Annotated in this window: 13 protein-coding genes; 7 read left to right on the top strand and 6 right to left on the bottom strand. The window is 66.7% G+C overall.

Translation table 11 applies throughout. The features are described from left to right. Window positions 1-228: 228 nt before the first annotated feature. Window positions 229-2,160 carry a hypothetical protein gene (locus QX073_RS13085; RefSeq protein ID WP_316225856.1) on the top strand — a complete coding sequence of 644 codons (1,932 nt, stop codon included), beginning with the start codon at window positions 229-231 and terminating at the stop codon, window positions 2,158-2,160. Window positions 2,161-2,288: 128 nt separating this feature from the next. After that, on the top strand, window positions 2,289-3,863 hold the full coding sequence (locus QX073_RS13090) for a hypothetical protein (RefSeq protein WP_409977922.1): 1,575 nt from the start codon (window positions 2,289-2,291) through the stop codon (window positions 3,861-3,863). Between the two features lies 1 nt (window position 3,864). On the opposite strand, the gene QX073_RS13095 is transcribed toward QX073_RS13090, so the two are convergent. From QX073_RS13095 to QX073_RS13105, 3 genes are all read right to left on the bottom strand, one after another. Next, window positions 3,865-5,073, bottom strand: coding sequence for a CoA transferase (locus tag QX073_RS13095; RefSeq protein ID WP_315713974.1), 1,209 nt, complete (start codon window positions 5,071-5,073; stop codon window positions 3,865-3,867). A gap of 252 nt (window positions 5,074-5,325) precedes the next feature. Next, complete coding sequence (locus QX073_RS13100; RefSeq protein ID WP_315713975.1) at window positions 5,326-5,526, bottom strand: cold-shock protein; 201 nt, start codon at window positions 5,524-5,526, stop codon at window positions 5,326-5,328. A gap of 252 nt (window positions 5,527-5,778) precedes the next feature. Then, window positions 5,779-7,506, bottom strand: coding sequence for an adenylate/guanylate cyclase domain-containing protein (locus QX073_RS13105; RefSeq protein ID WP_315752649.1), 1,728 nt, complete (start codon window positions 7,504-7,506; stop codon window positions 5,779-5,781). 224 nt (window positions 7,507-7,730) lie between these two features. Between QX073_RS13105 and QX073_RS13110 the strand changes: the two genes are divergently transcribed. Next, complete coding sequence (locus QX073_RS13110; protein ID WP_315752650.1) at window positions 7,731-9,236, top strand: glycosyltransferase family 39 protein; 1,506 nt, start codon at window positions 7,731-7,733, stop codon at window positions 9,234-9,236. A gap of 6 nt (window positions 9,237-9,242) precedes the next feature. On the opposite strand, the gene QX073_RS13115 is transcribed toward QX073_RS13110, so the two are convergent. Together QX073_RS13115 and QX073_RS13120 are read right to left on the bottom strand one after the other, a co-directional pair. Beyond that, window positions 9,243-10,268 carry a TIGR01620 family protein gene (locus tag QX073_RS13115; RefSeq protein ID WP_315752651.1) on the bottom strand — a complete coding sequence of 342 codons (1,026 nt, stop codon included), beginning with the start codon at window positions 10,266-10,268 and terminating at the stop codon, window positions 9,243-9,245. Then, window positions 10,265-11,728: a YcjX family protein gene (locus QX073_RS13120; protein ID WP_315826058.1), complete on the bottom strand. Its 1,464-nt coding sequence runs from the start codon at window positions 11,726-11,728 to the stop codon at window positions 10,265-10,267. The genes QX073_RS13115 and QX073_RS13120 overlap by 4 nt, the downstream gene beginning before the upstream one ends. 191 nt (window positions 11,729-11,919) lie before the next feature. Between QX073_RS13120 and trhA the strand changes: the two genes are divergently transcribed. The 3 genes from trhA to QX073_RS13135 all read left to right on the top strand — a co-directional run bounded on the left by trhA (window position 11,920) and on the right by QX073_RS13135 (window position 14,077). Then, window positions 11,920-12,615 (top strand): PAQR family membrane homeostasis protein TrhA, encoded by a 696-nt coding sequence (gene trhA, locus QX073_RS13125; protein ID WP_315752653.1) that lies wholly within the window; start codon window positions 11,920-11,922, stop codon window positions 12,613-12,615. A 24-nt stretch (window positions 12,616-12,639) separates the two neighbouring features. Further along, entirely contained in the window at window positions 12,640-13,434 is a 795-nt protein-coding gene (locus QX073_RS13130) for an SDR family oxidoreductase (RefSeq protein ID WP_315752654.1), read from the top strand. 331 nt (window positions 13,435-13,765) lie between these two features. Further along, a complete protein-coding gene (locus QX073_RS13135; RefSeq protein WP_316159342.1) occupies window positions 13,766-14,077 on the top strand; it encodes a hypothetical protein in 312 nt (103 codons plus the stop codon). A gap of 122 nt (window positions 14,078-14,199) precedes the next feature. Here the strand turns inward: QX073_RS13135 and QX073_RS13140 are convergent, their stop codons facing one another. Then, on the bottom strand, window positions 14,200-14,511 hold the full coding sequence (locus tag QX073_RS13140; protein WP_409977923.1) for a MarR family winged helix-turn-helix transcriptional regulator: 312 nt from the start codon (window positions 14,509-14,511) through the stop codon (window positions 14,200-14,202). 510 nt (window positions 14,512-15,021) lie between these two features. Here QX073_RS13140 and QX073_RS13145 point away from each other — a divergent pair. After that, window positions 15,022-16,716, top strand: a complete 1,695-nt coding sequence (locus QX073_RS13145; protein ID WP_315752655.1) for an outer membrane beta-barrel protein — start codon at window positions 15,022-15,024, stop codon at window positions 16,714-16,716. The last annotated feature ends 242 nt before the right edge of the window (window positions 16,717-16,958 follow it).

Here is a 16,958-nt window from a genome sequence, read left to right on the forward strand (position 1 = left end):
CGTCGACCGCGCTGCGCCGCGTGCCGATCGAGCTTGCTGCCCCCGGGCGCGTCCGCCAGAGCTGAATAATCGGGCAACGTCCGCCACATCTGCTCCACTTTGTCGGCGCAAATCCGCCCCGTATGAATCCCTAAAACTCAGGTAAGCCTTCCAAAAGTAAGATTTTGGCAATCAATCGAACGCTAACTAAGGTTACCAAGTGCTCAACGTCATGCGGAGACTCTGAACGTGAGCGACCAAAAGCCCGAACGGGCCAGCCTTGGCGTGGCCGGTACCACTGGCAAGGCCAGTGCGAGTGTCGACCCGATGCCGAAGACATCCGCAGTCCCCGATGCAGTCGATCTGGCCGTGCCTGCGATCGCGACCGTCGCCCCGCCCATGATCGCGCCGGATCACGAAGCGCCGGCGGCTGACCGTCCGGGCATCGACCCGAAGGCGAAGATCGTGGAAGCGGTGACCGCGCCCGAGCCACAGCCGGAGGCCAGCCAGTCCGAGATCAAGACCGAGGTGATAGCCGACACCGAGATCGGGACGACCAAGGTCGAGCCGGTCAAGCCCGAGCAGGTCAAGGTCGAAACCCTCACGGCCGAGCAGGAAAAAATCGAGCCCTCCAAGATCGAAGCGGTGAAGCCGGAGCGAGCCAAACCCGAGCCCGCGCGGCTCGACCTGGTCAAGTCCGACAAGGGCAAATCCGACAAGGTCAAGCCGGAGCTGACCAAGCCCCAGGCGGTGGGGGGCAACGTTGCGGCGCCGGGCAAAGTCGAAGCCGCAGTGGCCTCGAGTGCTGCGAAACCTCCCTCGACGATCTTGGATCTGATCAGGACGGAGCCGGTCAAGTCGGACCCGATCAAGACGGCTGCGGCCGGTGAACTCCTCAAGGTCGAGACACCGAAGCTGTCGATGCTCGCGGCCAATGCGCCGAAAGTCGGCCCGATGGCAGCGGCCGCGCCGAAGCCGGAGACGGCCATCAAGCCGGACGCGCCGATCAAGTCGGTGGCTGCCACCAAGACAGAAGCCGTCGTTCGGCCTGAGCCGGCTGCCAAGCCGGAGACTGTTGCCAAGTCGGATGCCAAACCGGATGCCAAGTCGGAGCCCGTTGCCAAGCAGGCATCCGCGGCCAAACCCGGGGCGTCCGCGACGCGCCCGGTCACGCCAGTCCAGGCGGATGCCGGACCGGCGACCAGGGCGGGTGCTTTTGCCGCGGTCGACAAGGCCGCGGCCTGGGCCAAAGCGAAGTTCAAGACCGAGCCCTTCAAGTTCAATGCGGCGTCCAAGCCGGCGGCCGCTGCCGCAACGGCGGCCAGCACGGCCGCTGCGGGAGCGACGCTGCCACCTCCGCAGCCGGGCCAGACCCCGCCGCCGCATGCCGTGAACGGCAGGCTCGGCCTACCGGCCATGGCTGCGATCCTGCTGCTGTCGATGGTTGTCGGCGGCGTTGCCGGTGGTCTGGTCACGGCCAAATTCGTCACGCGCTCCGGCGGCGGCGACGCGGCCGATGCGACGGCCGGCGAGGCTGCGGATTCCACGCTTGGCGCGACCGTGGCGCGAATCGACAATGATGTCGCCGCGCTGAAGGCGAGCCTCGACCAGACCAATCAGACGAGCCTCGTCGAGCTCAACAAGTCCGCGGAGCGTCTCGACCGGCTCGAGAAGATCCTCGGTGATCTGTCGACGAAATCGTCGGCCAAGCCGAGCGAGTTGCAGCGTCTGAGCGAGGCCGTGGACCGGCTGCGCGCCGCGCAGGCGTCCGCGACCGCGCAAGCCCCCGCGCGTGACAGCGCCGCGTCCGCGCCGCAGGCGGTGGGGGCGATCAATGCGGCGGCGCCGCCCGCGGGCGTGGCGAGCCGGGCCGACGCGGCCAGGACCACCGAGGCAGCCAGGACCGAAGCAGCAAGGGCAGAGGCGAGCCGGGCCGAGCCGGCCAGGGCGGAGACCGCTCGCCCCGAGCCGAACCGCACGGAGGCCACCAAGCCCAAGGTCGTCGAGGGCTGGGTGCTGCGCGACGTCGGTCGTGGCGGCGCGCTGATCGAGGGCCGCGGTGGCCTCTACGAGGTCTATGCCGGCGATCCCGTGCCGGGCCTCGGCAAGGTCGACGCGATTCGCAAGCAGGACGGTCGCTGGGTGGTCGTCACCACCAAGGGGCTTGTCGTCGCGCGCTGACGGACCATCTGTTTTTGGAGACGAATCTGGACGAGGCGCCTCACCGCGACGTGAGGCGCCTCGTCGCACAATTGTCCGAAGCCGCCCGCCTTTCGGCTATCTTCGAGGACTAGCAGGCCCTCAATTGCATGTTCGTGGAAGTGAGGAGGCGCGTCTTGCGACTGTCGGTATTCGGCCTTGTCATGCTGTGCTGCGGCCCGCTCGCTCATGCGGACGAGAGCCCGCCGGTCGAGCGCGGCGCCGCCATCCTCGAGCCGTTCGCGCTGCGTGAGCTCGACAACGGCGCGTTCGGCCTCGGGAAGATGCTTGCGCACGCCAGTGATGCGCCGCTGACCGACGCGGCGTTGTTTGCGCTGCCGTCGATGATGCCCGTACGCAAGGCGCTCGACACGGAGTTCGACCGCTACGTCGACAAGCACAAGACGACGTTGCCGAACGAGAGCATCGGCATCGGTACGTCCTACGCGTTCCAGCTGTTCGACCGCACTGTGCTCGATTCGCCCGATGCCCGCTTCGTGCTGGCCGGCGTCGTCAATCGCATGGATCGCGCCTTCGTCGATCCCGACCATTGCGGCGAGGTGCGGCTGCTGTACCGCCTGACGCGGACCACGCCGCCCGAGGCCAAAGATGGCGAGGTCGCCTCGCCGCGGCTGCCGATGACGCTCAACATCGTGCTCAAGGCGCGCAGCGATGCGGAGGCCAAGAGCAATTCGCCGAGTTGTGCCGAGATCGCCAAGCGGTGGCTGGCGACGTCCGATCTGCAACTGACCGGGCCTGAGCTTGCCGCGAAGCTGACGGCGCCGGACGGCCCGCTGGCGCTGATCAGGTCGGAGAACATCCATCGCATCGAGACCAACCTGCAGATCGCGCATGCGCCGAAATCGGCGATCCGCGATTTCCGCACCGACTACATGATGAAGGTGTTCGACTATCAGGCCGCGAGCGGGACGTTCGAGGAGGCGGTGCTGGAGGATCAGGTCGATCGCGACCGGCTGCTGGCGGATGCCGCGCTGGCGCGCGAGTTCAAGGCCTGGCTGCTCGACCCCGTCCATCTCGGTGAGCTCGACCGCGGCACCGCGGTGATCCCCGAGCAGTTCCTGGCCAAGGTTGCGGTGGCGCCGACCCCGGTCGGATTCGTCAATTCCGATCTGCTGCCGGCCTACGGGCTGGTGCAGGGGAGCGCGGCCGGGCAGGGCGCGGTGTTCACCGAGGCCGACGTGGTCGGTGCGCTGGAGAAGGCGGCCGCGCAGGGCATCGTGCTGCAGAACATCCGGTCGGTCGCGGGCTTCGAGCGACGCCTCAACGATTCGAGCTGCGGCGGCTGCCATCAGACCCGCGGCATCGGCGGCTTTCACTTTCCCGGCGTCGACTGGATGGCGGAGAAGCCGTCCAACACCGTCGTGGTGCCGGGCTCGCCGCACTTCTTCGGCGACCAGGTCCGCCGGCGCGACATCCTCACCGCCTTTGCCGAGGGGCGGACTCCGGATTTCTCGCGCGGCTTCGCCAGCCGCCCGCAATTGCGCGGCAGCGATGAGCTCGCCGGCACGGTCTACAACGACGGCTGGGGCGGGCATTGCTACGCGAGCCACGCCGCGGCCGCGGACAACGACAAGAGCTTCTCGACCTGGACCTGCGCCGCGAACCTGTCCTGTCAGACCGGCCCGGCGACGCGGTTCGGCATGTGCTTCATCGCGACGCGCTAGCTCAGGCCACCGCACCGCGCGCGCGCAGGTCGCGGATGGCCTCGTCGTCGAAGCCGGCGCTGCGCAGGATCTCGTCGCTGTGCTGGCCTATGCCGGGCGGCTTGCGCGGGGTGACCTTGCGCTGGCCGTCGATGAAGATCGGGCTGTTGACCGTCAGCATGGTGTCGTTCTCGAACGGCACCAGCACCTCGTTCTCGATCATCTGCCTGTCGTTTGGAATGTCGTCGAGAATCCCGACCACCCCGAACACGAGCCCGCTGCCGTCGAGGATCCGGCGCCATTCGGCCAGCGGCCTGGTCGCGAACACCGCGTCGAACTCGTGGATCAGTTCGACCGAGCGGGCGTGACGATCGGCCTTGGTGACGAAGCGCGGATCGTCGATCAGCTCCTCTCGGCCGAGGCAGCGGGCGAGGATCGGCCACTGCTTCTCCTCATTGAGGAGCGACAGCATGATCCAGCGGCCGTCCTGGCATTTGTAGTGATTGGCGACTGCGTTCAGCGCGCGTTCGCGCGGCCGCCGCTCGACGAAGGTCGCGCCGCAAAGCTTGGCCTGAGCAAGCACGGAGGCCGCCCAGACCCCGTTGGCCATCAGGTTGGAGGCGACGTGGCAGCCCTTGCCGGTCTTCTCGCGCTGGTAAAGCGCCGTGACGATCGCGCCATAGAACGCCATTGCGCAGGGGTGGTCGCCCATCCCGGCGACGGAGCGGGCGGGTGTCGTGCTCTCGTCGGCACGGACCAGGTCCATCAGTCCGGAGCGCGCCCAATAGGCATTGCTGTCGAAGCCGGGTTTGTCGGCTTCCTCGCCTTTCTCGCCATATCCAGTGAACGACGCATAGATCAGCCGCGGATTGAGCGGCGCCAGCTTTTCGTGGGTGAGGCCGAGCTTGGCGCGGACCGACGGCGGGAAATTGGTGATGAAGACATCGGCTTCACTTACCAGCCGTTGCAGCACGGTCTGCGCTTCCGGCTTCGACAGGTCGAGTGCGAGGCTGCGCTTGTTGCGGGCTTCGAGATACCACGCGTAGTTATGCTCGCTGCGCGGATAGCCCGGCAGGTTCGGCAGGTTGCGGTAGGGATCGCCGGCGCCGGGCGGCTCGATCTTGATGACGTCAGCGCCGAAATCGGAAAGAACGGTGGCGGCTGCGGGGGCCGCGATGAAGCTCGCGCAGTCCAGCACCTTCAGGCCATGGAAAATGCCCTTGTCGTCCATGTTGCGTCGCTCCCGTCGCTTGTTTCCGCGCGCTGGAATTACGTTGACGGCGCGGTTCGAGGCGCATTTGACCCGGGTCGGGCGGGCGAGGCAATGGCGGGGAGGGAGCTGAAACTACAAACAAACGCAAAGATGTGATCAGGAGCGGGCACCGCTCCTGTCTATTTCGACGTGTCGACAATCATGCTGGTTTGGTGAGGGAAACGATCGCGCCGAAAAGCCGCGAGGCGGAATGGCGCGCCAATTGATCCGCTACACTTTCAGGTTCTCGGCCGAACTCCTGCCGCGGTTGGCAATCTCGTCGTACTCGATGGTCTGGCCCTCGTTGAGGGTCGCCAGCCCGGCCTTCTGCACTGCGGAGATGTGAACGAAAATGTCCTTGCCCCCGGCCGCGGGCTGGATGAAGCCATAGCCCTTGGTCGGGTTGAACCACTTGACCGTACCTTTAGCCATACGTCGCCTCCGCGGGACCAATCCGAGTACGAGCCGCGGTCCCCGCAAACCGTCAGGCCCGGAATTCGAGACTACTGCGGTTGTGACAGGCGTGATAGCGCAAACAGCGGGCGGTTTTGGCCCGAAATGATCGATATCGTGGCGACTTTGCGGCTTTTGACCGCAGTGCCACCGTTCCGCCAGTCACCGCGGACCCGCTGCAACCGTTCTCGGTATGACAGCGCAGGCTGCAAACAGGTTCAACGCAACTCGTCACGCAGCCGTCCCCTCGTCCGAGAGCATCGCGAGTTCAGCGGCGTCCATGGCCGTCCTGACGCGCATCGGCTCGGCGCGGCCGCGAATCTCGACCTCGCGCTCCGGCAGCACGTCGGAGCCGAGTCGCGCCCGCGCGTAGACCTCGTCCGAGATGATGACCTGGCAGCCGAGGGTCTTCGTCATGTCCTGCAGTCGTGACGCGACGTTGACGGCGTCGCCCAGCGCGGTGAACACCATGTGGTCGCGATAACCGATCTCGCCCACGATCACCTCGCCGCCGTGAATGCCGATGCCGAAGCGGATCGGGTCATGCAGATCATGGCTGAGGAACGCGTTCAGCTCGGCGATATTGGCCGCGATGTCACGCGCCGCCTGGATCGCCTGGCCGCAGGCGACATGTGAATCGGTGGCTAGTCCGAACAGCGCGAGCATACCGTCACCGACGAACTGATTGGGCTGCCCGCCATTCGCCAGCACGGCCTGGGAGACGGCGCTGAGGAAGCGGTTGACGATGAACACCACGTCGAACGGCAGCCGTTTCTCAGCGAGGCCGGTCGATCCACGCATGTCGACGAACAGGCTGACGAGGTAGCGCTCCTGCCCGATTCCGGCGCGCGAGCTGCCGCGCTCGCCGGGTGTCGGGTTCGGCATGAACAGTTGGAAGAATGAAAGATCGCCGGTGGGGCGCAACTGGCAGGCCAGCCTGACCGACGGGTCCGCCGCGCCGATCTGCGCGAGCACGAAGGCCTCGCGAGGCGAGGGCGGCGGCAGCGCGCCGGGATCTCCGATCACCCTGATGCGGCAGGTCGAGCAACGTGCGCGGCCGCCGCACATGCTGGCATGCGGTACGTTGTTGCGCAGACTGGCCTCGAGCACGGACAAACCCTTTGGCACCCGGATGGAGCGGCCATTGTTGTAGGATAGCGTGACCATGCCGCCACGTCGCTCATGCACCGCGCGCACGCCGCGCGCGGCGAGCGCCAAGCCGATCAGGCCGCCATAGCCGACCAAGAAGCCGTTCATGATGGTCTCCAGCACCGCCTGTTCAGATGGCGTGCCGGTCTGCCTTAATGAAAGATTTTCGGCGCGCCACCGCGGTGTTGCGTTGGCGGCGATGACGTCTCGGCCCCCACGATAGAAGCCGAGCAGCGCCAGCGCCGGGAGCAGCACGGCGCAGGCGAGCAGCCACGGCGCTGCGCGCTTGTAGAACGGCTTGAGCCGCAGCCAGAAGTGCAGCCCGATGCAGCCATGCGCCCATGACGTCAGCAGGGCTGCCGACATCAACCAGATCCGCCAGGATGGGCCGGTCCAATACGAGTACAGGACCTGCGGGTACAGCTTCTCCTGTCCGTACAGGGTCTGTCCGATGCGGACGCCGGCGATGTGGCTGAAGATCAGCGCCGGAATGCTTAGGCCGAGCAGAAGTTGCAGCGGCTCCATCGTGTTGCGGCTGAATTGCCGGCGCTGATAAAGCGCCCATACGCCGAGCCCGCCATGGGTAAGAGCGGCCGCATAGAACAGCACGGCGATCGGAAGAAACTGCCAGAACGCCACATGATAGGACACGCCCTCGGCGAGCGCCTGCAGCGAGATGTTGCCGAGCGCATGGTTGAGAAAATGACTGAGCAGGTAGCTGAAGAGTATGAAGCCGCAGATCAGCCGCACCTGCCGCACACCGATGCCGCGACAGGTCGACCGCAAACGATGGTAAATCGAAATGGTCATGTGGCCCGTATGATCTGGAGCCGCAATGCTAGAGATTTATTCCCTGTTGTCCTAGAGGGCTGGTGGCGGCGGTCATCCGGCGGCGCGAGCTGCGCGGGAACGTTGACTCGCCCGGTGGAGTCGGGGAAAAGCACCGCGTGACGGCCATTTCCCCAGGCATCGACAGCCCAAAGTCTCGATCCACGCGCTCTGCGTGGCTGATGGCTGCGGCCGTGATCGCAAGCATGACGATCATCCGCATCGTCTATGCCGGGACGCTCGATCTGCGCACCGACGAGGCCTATTACTGGACCTGGTCGAAGGAGCTGCAGCTCTGCTTCCTCGATCATCCGCCCATGATCGCCTGGTTCATCCGGCTGGGCACTGCCCTGTTCGGCGATACCAATCTCGGCGTTCGCTTTGCCGGCATCCTCGCGATGGGGGTGACGCAGCTCCTGCTCGCCGACATCGTTCGCCGTACCACTCACGATATGCGGGCCGTGATCCTCGCGGTGCTGCTGCCCGAGGCCGCGCTCTACTATGGCCTGCTGATGGCCAAGGTGGCGCCGGACGTCGCGGCGATCCCGTTTGCACTCGCGGTGATCTGGGCGCTGGTGCGCCTCGCCGAGAGCGGCGATGAACGCTGGTGGCTCGCCGCCGGACTGTTCGGCGGACTGGCGCTGTTGTCCAAATTCACGGTGGTCATGCTGCTGCCGGGCGTGGCGGCGTTCCTGCTCGTTCCGGCATGGCGCAGCCGCTGGCTTCTCAGTCCCTATCCATGGTGCGGAGCACTGATTGCGCTGGCCCTGTTCTCGCCGGTGCTGATCTGGAACGCGCAGCACGACTGGGCCTCGTTCCGCTTCCAGTTCGTTCGCGCCACCGCGCCGCATGAGTTTTCGTTGCGGACGCTTGGCGATTATCTCGGATTGCAGTTCGGACAGGTCGGCTTCGTCCTGCTGCCGGTCACATTGTCGGCGCTGAGTTTCACGGCCTGGCGCGGCTATCGCACGCGTGAGCCGGTCGCCATCCTGCTGTCGACGGCGGTGCTGGTGCCGTTTCTCTACTTCCTCTGGAAATCGTTCACCTTGCGGATCGGCGACACCTGGCCGATGTTCATGTGGCCGATCGGGTTTGCGGCGGTCGCGATCAACATCGTCAAGCTGCCGCAGGACGGCGCGTCCGCCTGGTTCGTCCGATCGACCGTGCGCTGGGCGCGGATCGCCGTCGTCAGCGGCATTGCCATGGTGGTCCTGATCTTTCTCTACTACGTCGTTGCGCCGTGGAATTTTCTCGGGCGGGCCGATCCGATCGGCGCCGAGGCGGGCTATCAGCAGGTGGCGGCGCGGGTCGAGCAGGAGCTGCAAAAGACCGGCGCGACCTGGATCGCGACCTCCGACTATCGCACCTATGCGATGATGCGGTGGTTCTTTCGCGGCCGCGTGCCGGTGCTCCAGATCAACGAGCGGGCCCGCTTCATCGGCTTCCGTGATCCTGGCATGGACCTGATCGCAGGACATGCCGGCCTCTATGTCGTGCGCGAGCCGGACAATACCGGCCCGCTGCTGGCGGACACGACCGCGCACCGCGAGCCGCTCGGACACGTCGAGCGGAGCTGGCGCGGCCGCGTCATGGACAGTTACGCGTTCGGCAGGCTGACGGGCTGGACTCCCGAACTGGCGCCGCCACCGGACTCGCCATTGTACCAATGGCGCTGGCTCGCCGGCGCCCTCGATTCCACGCCGCGGGCCTGAGCCTCATTACTGGTCGTCCTGCTTGCGCAGCAGATCCTTGGCGAGATCCGCCAGCGCCGGCCGCGGCAGCGCGGCGAACGGCATCGGCCGCGTCACGTCGATGGCCGCGAGGCCGAGCCGCGCCGTGAGCAGTCCGTTGAGCACGCCTTCGCCGAGCCGCTGCGACAGTTTTGCCGCGATGCCATGGCCCAGCACCTGCTGGATCAGGCTGTCGCTCGCGGCCATGCCGCCGGTGATGGCGAGATGCGCGACGACGTGGCGCAACAGGCTGATCATGCCAAGCGCGCCGGGACGGCCGCCATAGAGCCGCGCGAGCTGCCGGATCATCCGCAAGCTTGCCACGAAGACGAACAGCACGTCGATCAGCGCGCGCGGGCTCACGGCCGTGACCACGGAAACCCGTTGCGCCGCAACCGACACCAGACGCCGCGCCTCGCTGTCGAGCGGCGCCATCAGCTCGCGCTCGGCAAGCTTGATCATGTCGCCGCCGTCGATGATGTCGTCGGCGTGGCCGGCGAGCGCGGCACGCGGACGCGCCAGGCGGGGATTGGCATGTGCGATCCGCAACAGCTCGGCGACCACTTCGCGGCTCTCGGCGCGATCGTCGGACAGCAGCACCGCGGCCGCGCGCTGGTGCAGCTTCTCGATGGTGGCGAGACGCACCAGCCCGTAAGTCTCTCGGGCAATGACGGCCGCCAATGCGATCGCGGCTGCGGCCGCGAACCCCGCGCCGACATAGCCGAGGGCCTCGCTGCGTGCGAACAGATCCTCGATCAGTCTGACGACGCCGAGGCCGAGGCCGAGCAGGACGAGGCCTGCGACCGAGCCCCAGAAAAGTGCGCCCCAGCCGAAGCTGCGCCGCGCCGGCAGGACGGTCTCGACCGGCACCGGCAATTGCGCCGGATCAGCCTCTGGCGTGACCTGGATGGTGCCGCGGCCCGGCCGGGCGGCCTCTTCGGCATCGACCACGACGACGTCGGGATCATCGAGCCGGAAGGTCTGGGGACGACGATGCTTGGCGCGTTCGCTCATTGCAGCCGGTCTCCGATCAGGAACTGAAGGGCGCGGTCCATGCGGATATGGGGCAAAGCGGGCTCGCCGCCAGGATCGGGGGCCAGCAAAGGCGGACGGAAGCGAAGAAAGCGGAAGTCGGTGCCGTCGGCGGCGGCGCTCGACAGGCCGCGATAGGCGCCGCCCTTGAACAGCTCCTCCGCATCGGCCGGCAGCTCGCCCGGAAAGGTTGCCACCTCGGTGTCGCCGTCGAAGATCTCGCCATTGGCGCTTTCGCCGGCCGCCGGCGTGCCAAGCAGCGACGGCAGCTTGTCGCGGCCGCGGGCGACCAGCGCCTCGCGCGTCGCCCTGACGGCGGCCAGCGCCACCACGTCGATTGCGGCGCCCGTGCTCTCGGCTCGGGCCACCGCGCGGTTGACCGCGCGCCGCAGCACGGCTTCGAGCCGGTCGTGGCTGGTGTGATGCAGATGGTCGGCCTTGGTCGCCGCGAACAGGATGCGGTCGATGCGCGGCCGAAACAGCGCCGTCAGCATGTTTCCGCGTCCGACGCGGAAGCAATCGAGAATGCCGGTCAGCGCGGCCTCGAGATCGTGCAGCGCCTCGGGGCCCGCATTGAACGCCGCCAGCGCGTCGACCAGCACGATCTGGCGATCGAGCCGGGCGAAATGGTCGCGAAAGAACGGCCTGACAACGATGTCCTTGTAGGACTCGTAGCGGCGCGCCATCATCGCCCATAGCGAGCCGGCGGGCGCCTGGCCGTCGGCCGGGACATCGAGCGGCGCGAAGGTCAGCGCCGGCGAGCCCGCGAGATTCCCCGGCATCAGGAAGCGGCCGGGCGGCAGCAGGCTCATGGCGAAGCGCTCGTCGCGGCAGGCACGCAAGTAGTCGGTGAACAGCCGTGCGGCCTCGAGTGTCGCCGACTCGTCCTCGCGGCCTTCGGGGGCGAGCGTCGCCAGATGCGCGTGCCAGTCCTTGGCGACATGCGCGCGCGGCTCGCTGCGCGACAGCGCGAGGCTTTCCCGCGCCCACTGCTCATAGCTCTTGTTCAGCAGCGGCAGGTCGAGCAGCCATTCGCCGGGATAGTCGACGATGTCGAGCGTGAGCGTGCGCTCGGCGCCATTGGCGCGCTGGAATTCGATCACCAGCCTGAGCTCGCTGATGTCGACGGTCGAGCTCGGCCAGCGTCGCTCGGTGACCAGCGCCCGCATGTGGCTCTCATAGGCAAAGCGCGGCACGCCGTCGTCGGGTTGCGGCGTCAGATATGCGCGGGCGATGCGGCCCGATGCCAAGGCCTCGAACACCGGCATGCGCCCGCCGCGAACGAGGTCGTGGATCAGCGCCGTGATGAACACGGTCTTACCGGCCCGCGACAGCCCGGTGACGCCAAGGCGGACGGTCGGATTGAGGAAGCTCTCGCCATAATCGAGCAGGGCACGGGCCGAGAGCCGCGCTTCCTCGACGAGTTCGGAAAAGGTCACCATGGGAGGAGGGGAATTCGCCAGTTGAAAAGGGCGTGAGCGATTTTTGACAGGTGGCGATGCAAAACGCCGGATTCAAGCTCACAATTCCGGCCCGTTTCCGGATAGAACCAGACTTTGAACGGAACGTTGACCACTGGAAACCATAATCCTTCCGGCACAATTGTCCCGGAAAACCGGCACCAGGTTCTGACATGACCGTATTTCAACTGAAGCAGCTCGCCTCGACCTCCGTCCATGCCGCCACCGGCGCGATGCGTTGGAACTACGACAAGGTCGAGATGATCGCGGACGGCGTCGTCCACGTCGTCGGCATCGCCGCCGGCCTGGTCGCCGCAACCGTGCTCATCGTGCTGACCTCGATCTATGCTAGCGCCGTCGACATCGTGGTTGTGTCGATCTATGTCGCGGGACTGCTCTCGATGCTGACGCTGTCGGCAACCTATAATCTGTGGCCGGTGTCGCCGACCAAATGGGTGCTGCGCCGCTTCGACCACTCCGCCATCTATGTGCTGATCGCAGCCACCTATACGCCGTTCATCGCCGCCCTGAAGGATACGGTGTTCTCGGCCGCGCTGCTGCTCGGGGTCTGGGGCGTCGCCATCTTCGGCATCGTGCTGAAGCTGCGCTGGCCGGGCCGCTTCGACGCGCTCTCGATCGGGCTGTATCTCGCGCTCGGCTGGAGCGGCGTCATGATGTACGACCGGGTGATCTCGGTGATGCCGCCCTCGGTCCTGGCCTTCGTGCTCACCGGCGGCATCCTCTACAGCCTCGGCGTCATCTTCCATTCGTGGCGGCGCTTGCGCTTCCAGAACGCGATCTGGCATGGTTTCGTGTTGCTGGGCGCCGGCTTTCATTATACCGCAGTGCTCGACTTGGTCTTGACCTAGAAAATTCCACGAGGAGGGCTTTGCATGCAGGTGACCGGCAAGATTGTTGTGGTCACCGGCGGAGCCCGCGGCATCGGCAAGGCGCTGTGCGAGGCCTTCGCGGCCGCCGGTGCGGCCAAGGTGATCGTAGCCGATCTCGACGAAGCCGGCGCCAAGGCCGTCGCTGATGGCATCGGCGGCGCCGCCTTCAGATGCGACGTCTCCCAGGAAGCCGACATCCGGCACGTGATCGAGGAAACCGAGCGGCAGTTCGGGCCCATTGCGCTGTTCTGCTCCAATGCCGGCATCGGCGGCGGCTTTGACCCGCTGTCGGTCAATGTCGGCGGCACCTCCGACGAGCCGTGGGCGCGCAGTTGGGCCATTCACGTGATGGCGCATGTCTACGCGGCGCGGCATCTGATCCCGCGCTACAAGGCGCGCGGCGGCGGCTATTTCCTCAACACGATCTCGGCGGCCGGCCTGCTGTCGCAGGTCGGCAGCGCGCCTTACTCCACCACCAAGCATGCCGCGGTGGGATTTGCGGAGAATCTCGCGATCTCGCACAAGGCCGACAACATCAAGGTCTCGATCCTGTGCCCGCAGGGCGTCGACACCGACATGCTGCGATCGATTCCGAAGGGCCCGCAATCCGGCGACGGCGATCTGACACCGGAGCAGGTCGCGCAGGACGTGCTGAAAGGCCTTGCCGAGGAGAGCTTCCTGATCCTGCCGCATCCGCAGGTCCTCGGCTACATGCGCAAGAAGACCGAGAATTACGACCGCTGGCTCGGCGGCATGGCGAAGATCCAGGCAAAGATGCGCGAGGAGTTCGGGAAGTAGGTCTGCGACCATCGTCGGTCGACGTGACGGCGCCCGGCCTCAACGCCCTCCGCGGTCGTCCCCGCGACCACGGAGACCCATAGTCCCAGGGTGCAGTTCGAGCCACGCGCGTCGACCATCTCGCCCGAGGTTTTCGACCGCGGCGTATGGATCCGGCGTTCGCCGGAATGACGCTAAGGAGAGATCGTGCGGACATCATGGGCAGCGGACTTGATCCGACATCGATAGACATCATTGCGCCTTCTCGCGGCACATCATGCCCGAGCTGTACAGTTGACTTGTCCCTTCAAGATTCGAAGGGCGCAGGGAATGCCGGGTGAAGGCCTCACCCATGGCCCGCCTGCAGCAAAAAATGCAGGCGGCAGGTACCACAGGTGCAGCCGATCACCGGCATTCCCTGCGCGATGGTCTTCACGCTTATACGCAGTCTCCCTGGTGCGCCGGGCTGTTGGCCACCATTGTCCGCGCGGTGCATCAGCGCCATCGCGAACGTAACACCAGCATCGGGGTGTCAGGACGCTGCGACTTCACGTCCGCGGCCACGCCGTTCGTCCGCGTAGCAAGCTACGCTGCGGCATGGCCACGGCCATCGCATCCCGCCTCGCGTGTCGTGACGATCGCGCGCAACGCCCCTCCGTGGTGAGGCGGGATGCGCGGAAAGATCGTCCTGATTTGCCCGACGGCGCAAGGCCGCATGCTGCGGCATTTCAACACGACGGGCAGTTTCGTCATGGTGTGTATGCGCAATCTGCCCGTCGGGCGCCCTCATGGCTCCGACGGTTGCATGTCCTGCTCTGCCGCGCGCCAGGCTTCGAGCGCGCGGGCGTACAGCAACAGGCCCTCGCGCACCGTGCGCCGCTCGGTCTTCGACAGGGCCGACAGGGCGCCGCGGACCTGCTGGCGGCCGAAGGCGTGCAGCGTGGCCACCCTCTTCCGTCCCTTCGCGGTGAGGCAGAGCGGCTTGATGCGGGCGTCGCCGGAATCGATTGTCTCCTGCAATTCGCCGCTGTCGATCAGCTTGCGGACCATGCGGCTGACGCCGGATTTTTCCAGGTGCAGGACCGCGCCGAGCTGCATCGCGGTGAGACGCGTCGCCCTACGTCGTCGGCCACGTCCTGGCGGCCGACGGCGGCTTCCTCGCGGTCTGAATCTGAAAGGCGTCGGCTGTCGCCGATGGCGCAAGGCCCGCGATCGCCGAGCGGTCTCGGACGCGAGCGATCGTGGTCGAAACAGCTTCATGCTGAAGTCGGAATTTCGCCAGCTTCCGCGAAGCCGCGCAGCGATCGTCACCGTTTCAACTAATTAGTGCTTTCTACGAACGCGAAGATGCTTAGGCGCCGCTCCGCGGCGGCTCGTTGCGAACAGCTCTCAATCTCGCCTGAAATGTTCCCAGCTCGGCAAAACTTCCGCCGACGTTTGCCGGCTATCTCCAAGGCAAGGGGCTTCGTCGCGTGCATGCGCTGCGTATTCATCGCGACGGCGCCCTGACCCGACCTCGTCGCGTGATATTGGCATACCCCGGCATTTGCTTTGCAGGCTCATTCACCACACAAGACCGGCGCGTTCGCGGTGCGGACCAAGCGGCTCATGGTGACGCGATCCCACCGCGGGGTCACGCTCGCGCTCGTCGAGGTGCTGCTGCTGACCGTGATGGTGGTGGACGGCGCGTCCGCGCAGCAGACCATCAAGGCCAAGCCGACGGACGTCGTCCCGGGACGCGCCGACCGGCTGTTCTTTCGTCACGTGACGGCGCGCAGCATCTACTACAACGTTCCGCGGATCACCAACGACAGCCGGACGCTGATGATGCGCCAGGACCCGCGTGGCGTGAGCGCATTGCTGCGTCCGGTGCGCGAGGCCGGTGCGCCGTCGCTGGCCGCGCCGGGCAGGCCCGGCGCGCCGGTAGGCAGCTTCGGATTCTCCGCGTTTCAGCCCGCCCGTGGCGCGCGCATGGCCGCGGCCGAGCCGGCGGGAGACGCTCAACGCGCCGCGCCGCAACCGGCTGCGCGGCAGATCGCGGCAAAGCCCGCGGCAGCCGCCGAGGCGCCGCCGGCCAAGCCAGACGAGACCGTGGCAACCGCCCAGCCCGCGGCCGTGCTGCGCAACCGTGACGTTCTTCCCGATCGCAACCTGAATACGGTGAAGCCGCAGCCGGTGACCGCCGACGCGAAGCCCTATGATCCGACGGGCGTGACGGTCGGGTCGTTCCTGGTGAAACCGGCCGTCGAGATCCAGGCCGGTTATGACACCAATCCCACGCGGCGCAACGGCGGGCAGGGCTCAACGGTCGCCATCGTGGCGACGGAGGTCGCGGTCCGCTCGCAATGGGAGCGGCATCAGCTCAACGCCGATTTCCGCGGCGCCTACACCGAGGACAGCAACGTCCGCTCGCTCAGCCATCCGACGTTCGAGGCGCGGGCGCAAGGACGCTACGACGTCACCGAGGGCACTGCGATCACCGGCGAGGCGCGTTTCGTCAACGATGCATTGGCGCTTCCGGGCGCGCTCAAGCTGCCCCGCGCCACGACGTTCGGCGGCAGCGCCGGCGTGCTGCAGAAGATCGGTCCCGCCGAGATCGCATTCAAGGGATCGGCCGACCGCGTCATGTTCAACGACGCGCTGATCTTGGCCAACGTGCCGTTGCGGACGCAGGACCGCAACTACACCCAGCCGGGCGCGCAGGTCCGCGTCACCTATGTGCTCACGCCGAACATCTCGCCGTTCGTCGACATGAGCTTCGATCGGCGCAACCACGATCTGCAGGTCGACTTCAACGGCCAGCGCCGCGATTCCAGCGGCATCACCGCGCGCGGCGGCGCCGTCGTCAACATGGGATCGCTGACCGGCGAGGCCTCGGTCGGCTATCTCTCGCGCCGCATGGACTCGCCGCTGATGCCGAACATCAACGGCGTGATCGCGGATGCGACGCTCGCTTGGGCCGCGACCGACGCCACGACCTTCGTGCTGGTGGCGCGCTCGCAGGCCTCGGAGACGCCGGCGATGAACGTCTCGGGCATCCTGTCGCGCGACGTGATCCTGCAGATGGACCATCAGTTCGAGCCGTGGCTGATCGGAACGCTGCGCGGCGGCTACGGCCAGGATCAGTTCGTCGGCATCGGCCGCGTCGACCAGCGCATGTTCGTCGCCGCCGGCGGCACCTACAAGATGAACCGCAACGTTCAGCTCAAGAGCGAGGTCCGCACCGAATGGACCCGCTCCAACATCGCGCTCAACAGCTTCATGGCGGTGGTCGGCGTCGTCGGCGTGCGATTCCAATATTGAGCAGCGGCCGGGTCCGGTTGCGCACCTTCGCCGCCCTGCATCTCCGCCGTCGTCCCGGGCAAGCCGCGCGACAGCGCGGGTGCGACGCCGACGGGGACCCAGACGCCGCGACGGATGTCTGACCGGATTGCGAACGACGCGGCTGGTCTGCATCGACCACAAGCGGCTGGTCTGTCGCGCTCAAAAGAAAAGCCCCGCAGGGGACGGGGCTTGAAGGCAATGCATGCCGGTCGGGTGGGGGG

This window comes from Bradyrhizobium sp. SZCCHNS3052 (genome assembly GCF_032484495.1).
Taxonomy (GTDB): Bacteria; Pseudomonadota; Alphaproteobacteria; order Rhizobiales; family Xanthobacteraceae; genus Bradyrhizobium.

Bases quoted from the DNA above. Each gene is read 5' to 3' on its own strand.
- QX073_RS13115 (WP_315752651.1), bottom strand. From the start codon at position 10,268: ATGAGCGAACGCGCCAAGCATCGTCGTCCCCAGACCTTCCGGCTCGAT.
- QX073_RS13105 (WP_315752649.1), bottom strand. From the start codon at position 7,506: ATGACCATTTCGATTTACCATCGTTTGCGGTCGACCTGTCGCGGCATC.
- QX073_RS13120 (WP_315826058.1), bottom strand. From the start codon at position 11,728: ATGGTGACCTTTTCCGAACTCGTCGAGGAAGCGCGGCTCTCGGCCCGT.
- QX073_RS13145 (WP_315752655.1), top strand. From the start codon at position 15,022: ATGGTGACGCGATCCCACCGCGGGGTCACGCTCGCGCTCGTCGAGGTG.
- QX073_RS13140 (WP_409977923.1), bottom strand. From the start codon at position 14,511: ATGCAGCTCGGCGCGGTCCTGCACCTGGAAAAATCCGGCGTCAGCCGC.
- QX073_RS13130 (WP_315752654.1), top strand. From the start codon at position 12,640: ATGCAGGTGACCGGCAAGATTGTTGTGGTCACCGGCGGAGCCCGCGGC.
- QX073_RS13090 (WP_409977922.1), top strand. From the start codon at position 2,289: ATGTTCGTGGAAGTGAGGAGGCGCGTCTTGCGACTGTCGGTATTCGGC.
- trhA (WP_315752653.1), top strand. From the start codon at position 11,920: ATGACCGTATTTCAACTGAAGCAGCTCGCCTCGACCTCCGTCCATGCC.
- QX073_RS13135 (WP_316159342.1), top strand. From the start codon at position 13,766: ATGGCCCGCCTGCAGCAAAAAATGCAGGCGGCAGGTACCACAGGTGCA.
- QX073_RS13100 (WP_315713975.1), bottom strand. From the start codon at position 5,526: ATGGCTAAAGGTACGGTCAAGTGGTTCAACCCGACCAAGGGCTATGGC.
- QX073_RS13110 (WP_315752650.1), top strand. From the start codon at position 7,731: ATGACGATCATCCGCATCGTCTATGCCGGGACGCTCGATCTGCGCACC.
- QX073_RS13095 (WP_315713974.1), bottom strand. From the start codon at position 5,073: ATGGACGACAAGGGCATTTTCCATGGCCTGAAGGTGCTGGACTGCGCG.